Annotated in this window: 7 protein-coding genes; all 7 read right to left on the minus strand. The window is 69.5% G+C overall.

Features of this window, described 5'->3' with window-relative positions:
- Positions 1-36 precede the first annotated feature (36 nt).
- The 7 genes from Q4F04_RS07080 to Q4F04_RS07110 all read right to left on the minus strand — a co-directional run bounded on the left by Q4F04_RS07080 (position 37) and on the right by Q4F04_RS07110 (position 7,404).
- Positions 37-2,316, minus strand: coding sequence for a TonB-dependent siderophore receptor (locus Q4F04_RS07080; protein ID WP_303369134.1), 2,280 nt, complete (start codon positions 2,314-2,316; stop codon positions 37-39).
- A gap of 81 nt (positions 2,317-2,397) precedes the next feature.
- A complete protein-coding gene (locus Q4F04_RS07085) occupies positions 2,398-3,489 on the minus strand; it encodes an alpha-hydroxy acid oxidase (RefSeq protein WP_303369135.1) in 1,092 nt (363 codons plus the stop codon).
- On the minus strand, positions 3,482-3,772 hold the full coding sequence (locus Q4F04_RS07090; RefSeq protein ID WP_303369136.1) for a DUF2218 domain-containing protein: 291 nt from the start codon (positions 3,770-3,772) through the stop codon (positions 3,482-3,484). The genes Q4F04_RS07085 and Q4F04_RS07090 overlap by 8 nt, the downstream gene beginning before the upstream one ends.
- Before the next feature lie 8 nt (positions 3,773-3,780).
- Positions 3,781-4,602 carry an ABC transporter ATP-binding protein gene (locus tag Q4F04_RS07095; protein WP_303369137.1) on the minus strand — a complete coding sequence of 274 codons (822 nt, stop codon included), beginning with the start codon at positions 4,600-4,602 and terminating at the stop codon, positions 3,781-3,783.
- A complete protein-coding gene (locus Q4F04_RS07100; protein ID WP_303369138.1) occupies positions 4,599-5,555 on the minus strand; it encodes an iron chelate uptake ABC transporter family permease subunit in 957 nt (318 codons plus the stop codon). Before Q4F04_RS07100 ends, Q4F04_RS07095 begins: the two co-directional genes overlap by 4 nt.
- Positions 5,556-5,560: 5 nt before the next feature.
- The gene (locus Q4F04_RS07105; RefSeq protein ID WP_303369139.1) at positions 5,561-6,514 is read right to left on the minus strand and encodes an ABC transporter permease; all 954 of its coding nucleotides are present in this window, start codon (positions 6,512-6,514) and stop codon (positions 5,561-5,563) included.
- Positions 6,511-7,404 (minus strand): siderophore ABC transporter substrate-binding protein, encoded by an 894-nt coding sequence (locus tag Q4F04_RS07110; RefSeq protein WP_303369140.1) that lies wholly within the window; start codon positions 7,402-7,404, stop codon positions 6,511-6,513. The genes Q4F04_RS07105 and Q4F04_RS07110 overlap by 4 nt, the downstream gene beginning before the upstream one ends.
- Positions 7,405-7,586: the final 182 nt, after the last annotated feature.

A 7,586-nucleotide genomic window follows, 5' to 3' on the forward strand; every position in this document is an offset into this window, starting at 1 on the left:
GGCGGGGCCGCCCCCTTGGGCGGCCCCGGCGCGTCGTCAGAACCGGCTGGACAGGCTGAGGGTGAAGACCCGGCCCGGTTCCGGCACCGCGCGGACGGCGTTGAAGGCCGAGGAAAAGTTGTCCTCGTCCGTCAGGTTGCTGCCGTTCAGCGCGATGCGCCAGTTGTCCTGCTCATAGGCGACCATGGCGTCCAGCGAGAAGGTTTCGGGGATCTCGGCGGTGTTGTCGCTGTTGGACCAGTATTCCGAGGCATAGCGCACGCCCCCCGCCACCGTCACCAGCCCGTTGCTGCGGGTCACAGGGCGTTCATAGCTGGCCCAGAGCGCGAGGTTGTGTCGGGCCACGCCCGAGGCGTCATTGCCCACCGTTTCCTCGTTGGCGCCGCGCCCGCCCCGCAATTCGCCGTCCAGCCAGGCATAGGCCAGCAGCAGGTCCAGCCCCTCGGCCACCTCGCCCGAGGCGCCGAATTCGAAGCCGCGGATGCGCCGGTTCTCGCCATTGGTGCTGAAGCCGGTGACAGGCTCGCCCGTGGTCGGGTCCACGTCGTAGGAATTGTCCTTGTCGATCTGGAACAGCGCCGCCGTCAGGCCCACGCGGCCGTCCAGCAGGTCGGTCTTGCCGCCAAGCTCGATCAGGTCCGACCGCTCCGGTTCGAAGTCGCGGTCGCTGGCCGGAACCTCGGTGTCGAACGAATTGACGGCAAAGGCGATGTCGGTTCCCAGCGGACGGTAGGACCGCGCCAGCGTCAGGTAGACCATGCGGTCGGCCGAGGGTTCCCACATCAGGCTGACCGAGGGGCTGACCTCGAAGCCGTCGGCCTCGCCGCTGGTGGGCGCGGCCCCGCCCACCAGAACGCCGTCGAACGAGCTTTTGAACCAGTCGCCCCGTGCGCTCGCCAGGATCGAGAACTGCTCGTTGAAATGGATCCGGTCGGCCAGGAAGATGGCCGCGTTCCGGGCCTTGGCGGTGCTTTTGTCGTCGTCCCAGTCGAACGCGGCCCCGCTTGCGTCGCGGATGGGGTCCAGGATGGTCTGGCTGGGGCGGGGCACGGCCCAGGTGCCGCGGCGGCGCTTGTCGATCTGCCAGCTCAGGTCAAGGCCGGCGGTGATCTCGTGGCGGAGGGTGCCGGTGGTGACCTCGCCGGTGAAGGTCGTTACGTTCTGCACGCCCCAGCCGTCCTGGGCATAGGTCATCCCCCCGCCCGCGCCATAGCTGAGCGGCTGGTCGATCCCGGCCAGCAGCGCGGCCAGGCAGGTCGAGTCGCAGGCGCCTGGGTTGGTGGCCGAGAAGTCGCGTTCATAGCGGGTGACGCGGGTGTCGTTCGACAGGGTCCAGCCACTGTCCAACTCATGGGTCAGGCCCGAGGTGACGGTATGCACGTCGGTATCGAAACGGTCGGTGTTGCGGATATACGAGGTGTCGCGCCCGTAGCCGGGCACGTCATATTCCAGCAGCGGCCGGCTGATCCCGTCCGGGCCCACGGCCATCGGCTGGCCCATGTCGGGCACGCCCCGGCCGCGCAGATATGAATAGCCGAGGTGCCATTCCGTCCCCGTGCCGAGGCCCCGGCCATAGTCCAGCGCCAGACCCAGCCGGTCGTCATCCACGGCGTCCCGGTCGGGGATCTCGCCTTCCTGCAGCATCAGGTTCAGCCGCAGCGCCTGGTCGTCGGCGATGACGCGGTTGCCGTCATATTGCAGCCGGGCCAGACCGCCAGAGACGACACTGCCCTCGACCTCGTTGAAATCCTCAAGCCCGGCGCGCTTGCGCTGCTGGTTGATCAGGCCGCCCAGGCTGCCCACCCCGAAGGCGTCGCCCGAGGGGCCCTTGATGACCTGCACGCCCTCGGTGTTGAAGGTGTCGCGGGCATAGGCGCCGAAGTCGCGCAAGCCGTCCGAATAGACGTCGCCCTGCGCCGCCAGCCCCCGGATGCGGAACTGGTCGCCCGACGATCCGCCGCGTCCCTCGCCCGTCGACAGGGTGATGCCGGGGACGTTGCGCAGCGCCTGTTCCAGCGTGGTGGCGTTCTGCTGCCGGATCACCTCGGCGGGGACCACGTTCACGACCTGCGGGGTTTCGCGCACGGTTCCGGGCAGGCGGGCGATGCCCGTGCCGGCGCTGTTGGCGTTGGACGAGCCTTCCGTCGCGGTCAGGACCACCGTGTCTAGTTGCACGGCATCGGGGCGCAGCGGCTCTGCGCCCGCGGCGTCCTGCGCCAGCGCGGGCTGGTTCAGGCCCGTCGCGGCAAGAGCGCCGATCGAGGCGCCTGCTCCGTACAGGATCGGCCGAAGGGACGGCTGGGAACGAAGGGCCATGTTGCGACCTTCCTTTCTGGGTGTGTGCGGCAATGAAAGGCTTGCACGCGCCCGGCAGGGCAACGGACTGGCTATGGCTTACTATTTCGCTCGGAATGGAGGCGTCAAGCCGCCTTCCTGCCCATTGTTGAAGAAAATCAACGCAGGCCCGATGTCGTCCAGCGTGGTGCAGCCGCACAGCGCCATGGCGATCCGCAATTCGTCCTGCAGAAGCCGCAGCACATGGGCGACGCCCAGCGCCCCGGCGACGGCCAGCCCTTGCAACGCCGGGCGGCCGACCATCACCGCATCCGCACCCAGCGCAAGGGCGCGCAGCACATCCGTCCCGCGCCGGATGCCGCCGTCCAGCAGCAGCGGCACCCGGTCGGAGATGGCCGCCGCGACGGCGGGCAGGGCCTCGATGCTGGCGGGCAGGCCGTCCAGCACCCGGCCGCCATGGTTCGACACGACGATCCCAGCCGCCCCCGCCGCGATCGCCTGCGCGGCGTCGCCCGGATGCAGGATGCCCTTGACCAGCACCGGCAGCGGCGCGGCGGTGCAGAACCATGCCACGTCCTCCCACGAAGGGGCGGCAGCCATCAGGTCCGCAAGGTTGCCGCCCTGCATCTGCGGCAGGCCGCAAAGGTTCACCGCCGCCAGCCCGTCCGGCAGGGAAAAGCCCGCCCGCATCTCGCGCGGGCGCTGGCCCGCGACCGGGGCATCCACGGTCAGCATCAGGGCCGAACAGCCCGCGTCAGCCGCCCGCTGCGCCAGCGCCAGCGTCGGCCCCTGCCCCATCCAGTAAAGCTGGAACCAGTCGCAAAGCGCGCCCGCCGCCCGCGCCAGGGCCAGCGAGGTCGTGGCCTGCGCGCTCAGCACCATCCGCGCGCCCTGCGCCGTGGCCCCTGCGGCCAGCGCACGCTCGGCCTCGGGGTAGACCAGCCGCTGCCATCCCATCGGGGCGACGAGGATCGGATGCGCAAGCCGGGTTCCCAGCAGCGTCAGGCCGGTATCGGGCGCAGCCTTCCGCAGCACCCGCGGCAGGATCGGCAGCGCGTCGAAAGCAGCCTCGTTCCGGCGCAGGGTGATTTCCTCGCCCGCGCCGCCCATGGCCCAAGCGGCGACGGCGGGCGGCAGGGCTTCTTCAGCGGCACGGGCATAATCGGCGAGGGTGGGCGGCAGCCCCTCAGCCATCCGCCATGCGCCAGTCGAGCCCCGTGAAGCCGTCCCGGAAGGCGAAGATCACCAGATGCTTGTCCACGACATAGCGCAGGTTGATGATGCCCTTGGCATCCTCGGCCTCGACCTGCGCGACGAAGGCGCCGTCCTGGGCGGAAAGCCGGACGCGGCCCGCCTCCATCTCGAAATCGGCGGACTCGGCGTCCGAGCGGACCTCGATCTTGTGGCCGAAATGCTTGGCAAGCTGCTGGACGTATTTCGCGGCGTTCGGGGTGGGGTAATGGGCGGTCGAGATCATGGCTGTCCTCAATGCAGGGTGGGTTGGTCGGTCCCGGACCGGACCGGAAGGGGCGTGCCCAATTCGTGGTGCCAGTGGTGGTGCAGGACCAGCGGGCGTTCGTCGTGGCGCATGACCTCGACCGGGGTGTCGTAAAGCGCCGACAGCACAGGCTCGGTCAGCACCGTCTCGGGCGGGCCCTCGGCCACGATCCGGCCGCCCTTCATGGCAACCACATGGTCGGCCCATGCGGCGGCATAGTTGACCTCGTGGACGACCGTGACGACGCTGCGGCCGCTGCCGCGCACAAGGTCCGCCAGCCGCGCCATCAGCGCGCGGGAATGGGCCACGTCGAGGTTGTTCAACGGCTCGTCGAGCAGCAGCCAGTCGGTGCCTTGCGCGAAGGTCATCGCCAGATGCGCCCGCTGCGCCTGCCCGCCCGAGATCTCGTCGAGGAAGCGGTCCTTCAGCGGGGTCAGGCCGAAGGCCTCCAGCGCCTGCCGAACCGCCTCTCGGTCGGCGGGGCGCGGGCGGCCGCGGTGATGGGGCCAGCGGCCGAAGCCCACCAGTTCCGCCACCCGCAGCCGGCTGGCGATATGGGTCTGCTGGCCCATCACGGCCATGGTCAGGGCCAGCCTTTCGGTCGGGGTGCTGGCGAGGTCGAGGCCGTCGATCTCGATCCGGCCCGCCTGCAGGGTTTCCAGCCGGGCGATCAGGCGCAGCAGCGTGGACTTGCCCGCGCCGTTCGGGCCGATCAGCGCGATCAGCTTGCCGCGCGGCAGGGTCAGGTCGATGTCCTGCAGGATCGGCGCCGCGCCGATATGGTGGCTCAAGCTTTCGATGCGGATCATCGCACGCGTCCTTTCAGCAGCAGGAACAGGAAGAACAGCCCGCCCGCGAACTCGACCACGACCGACAGGGTCGCGGTCTGGCCCATCAGGCGCTCGAACAGGGTCTGACCCAGAACAAGGATCACCGCCCCGATCAGCCCGGCGGCGGGCAGCAGCACCGCATGGCGAGCGGATGGTGCAAGCCCATGCGCCAGCCCCGCCACCAGCAGGCCGAAGAAGGCCACCGGCCCGACCAGCGCGGTCGAGACCGAGACCAGCATCCCCACCAGCCCCAGCGTCATCAGCACCAGCCGGTCGAAGCGCAGGCCCAGCGACACCGCGACCTCGCGCCCCAAGGCCAGCACGTCGAGGCGCGGCGAGAGCCACAGGGCCACGCCCGCGCAAAGCGCCGCGATCCCCCCCGCCACGGGCAGCAGGGCGGCATTGATGCTGCCGAAGCTGGCGAAGCTGACGCTTTGCACCACGGCAAAGGCATTGGGGTCCATGATCCGGGCAAGGAAGGTCGACAGCGACCGGAACAGCACCCCCAGGATCACCCCCGTCAGGATGGTGCGGGGGATGTCCTTCGCGCCCCGTCCCAGCAGGGTGCCGAACAGCAGCGCCGCCAGCAGCGACATGATGGCGACCTCGACTAGGAACTTGGCGGCATCCGGCAGGGCGGCGAAGCCCGCGACGCCCAAGGAAGCCACCAGCCCGGTCTGCAGCAGCACGTAAAGCGCGTCGAAGCCCATGATCGAGGGCGTCAGCACCCGGTTCGCGGCTACCGTCTGGAACAGCACCGTGGCGATGCCCACGGCCGCGCCCACGACCACCAGCCCGGCCAGCTTGGTCCCGCGCAGGTGCAGGATGAAGCCGCGGTTGCCGCCGCCGATCCCTTGGAACATCCAGACCAGCGAGGATGCCGCCAGCAGCGCCAGCAGCGCCGCGATCAGGGTTGCCCCAGCCCTATCCATGCGCACTATCCACGGGCGGCCGGCCGGTAGAGAAGCCACAGGAAGATCACCGAGCCTATGATGCCGAGGATCGTGCCGACCGGGATTTCGTAGGGGTGGCGGATGATCCGGCCCAGCAGGTCACAGGCCAGCAGCAGCCCCGCGCCCCCCGCCGCGACGACGGGGATCGAGGCGCGCAGGTTGTCACCCATGACGCGGGCGACGATGTTCGGCACCACCAGCCCGACGAAGGGGATCATGCCGACCGTGGTCACGACCAGCGCCGAGACGATCGAGACGACCACCATCCCCAGCCGCATCACGCCCCTCGTGGACAGCCCCAGCCCTGTCGCCACCTGGTCCCCCAGCGACAGAATGGCGAAGCGGTCGGCCGCGAACCAGGCCAGCCCCGCCGCCACGCCCGCGATCCACAGCAGTTCATACCGGCCGGCGATGATGCCCGAGAACTCGCCCGACATCAGCCAGGTGTTGACGAATTGCAGCAGGTCCGCCTCCCAGGCGATCCAGGTGACGACCGACCCGATGATGCCCGACAGGATCAGCCCGGCGATGGGGACCAGCATCACCTCGCGCACCGGCAGGCGGCGGACGATGGCCAGAAACAGCGCGGTCCCCGCCATGGCGGCGAGGCTTGCGGCGACCATCTTGATCCAGATCGGCGCGCCGGGGGCCAGCAGCGTGATCCCCAGCAGCCCCAGCGCCGCGCTTTCGCCCGTGCCCGCCGTGTCGGGGCCGACGAAGCGGTTGCGCACGAGGCTCTGAATCACCACGCCCGCGACGGCCAGCGCCGCGCCTGTCAGCAGCACCGCCAGCGTCCGCGGCAGCCGCGATTCCATCAGCACCAGCGCCGCCCAGCCGTCCCCGGCACCGCGCAGGTCGATCTGCGCCGCGCCGGTGCCAAGGCTCGCCAGCACCAGCGCGGCCAGCGCCAGTCCCGCGACAAGGGCGCGGGCCTTCATCCCGCCAGCGCGGCCGCCAGCGCGTCCAGCGTCTCGGTCAGCGCCGTATAGCCGCCGGGCGCGAGATAGACATTGTCGGCGGGCAGATAGACGACATGGCCGTTCTTCCAGGCGTTGGTCTGGCGCACCAGTTCATTGTCCAGCGTCGCCTGCGCCGAGGGCTGGTCCGCGCCGATGGCCACGCCGCGGTCCAGCACGAACAGCCAGTCTGGGTTGGTCTGGGCGATGAACTCGTGGCTGATTGCGTCGCCATGATTGGCCTTGTCGTCCAGCGGCTGGCCTGCCTGCGGCAGCCCAGTCACCTCATAGATCCAGCCGAAGCGCGAGCCCTTGCCATAGGCCGACATCTTCGGCCCGTTGGTCAGCACCACCAGCGCGCCGCCCTTGTCGCGACCGGCTTCCGCCAGCGCCGCAAGCTTGTCATCCAGCACGTTGGTCAGTGCCTCGCCCTCGGCCTCTTTGCCGAACAAGGCGGCCAGCGCCGCGAGCCGGGCCTTGGCATCGGTGATCAGGCGGGCGCCGTCCACCGTCATGTCGATGGCGGGGGCAACCTGCGCCACGGCATCCTTCTTTACCGCCGAGCGGTTGGCGACCACGATCAGGTCCGGGCCGACGGCGGCGAGCTTCTCCAGATCCGGCTCCTGCAGGGTGCCGACGGGGGCCGCGTCCTGCGCCACGGGCTGCAGATGATCGAGGTAGAGCTTGTCCGGCACCGCCACCGGCATCACCCCCAGCGCCATCATCGTGTCGATCACGCCAAGATCAAGCGCCGCCACCTTCGCAGGTGCCGCCGGCAGCGAGACGTCCCCTTGGGCGGTCTCGACCGTCACGTCGGCAAGGGCGGCAGAGGCAAGCAGGGCCGCAAGGCCCGCCGACAAGATCATCCGCATGAACGCGTCCTTTCCTGAGAAGGTATGTCAGGTATAGTCGGCTGGGATTATGAATTCCGACTGTCCGAGTCAACAATGCCACGGAGACGAATGCTGAAAGGCAGGTAAATATTTCGATGGCGGCTTTTCATGCCATCCGGTTCACGGCTGCCACGCTGGCCCCAGGGCTCTGAACGGCGTTG

This window comes from Paracoccus sp. (in: a-proteobacteria) (assembly GCF_030536915.1).
Lineage (GTDB): Bacteria > Pseudomonadota > Alphaproteobacteria > Rhodobacterales > Rhodobacteraceae > Paracoccus.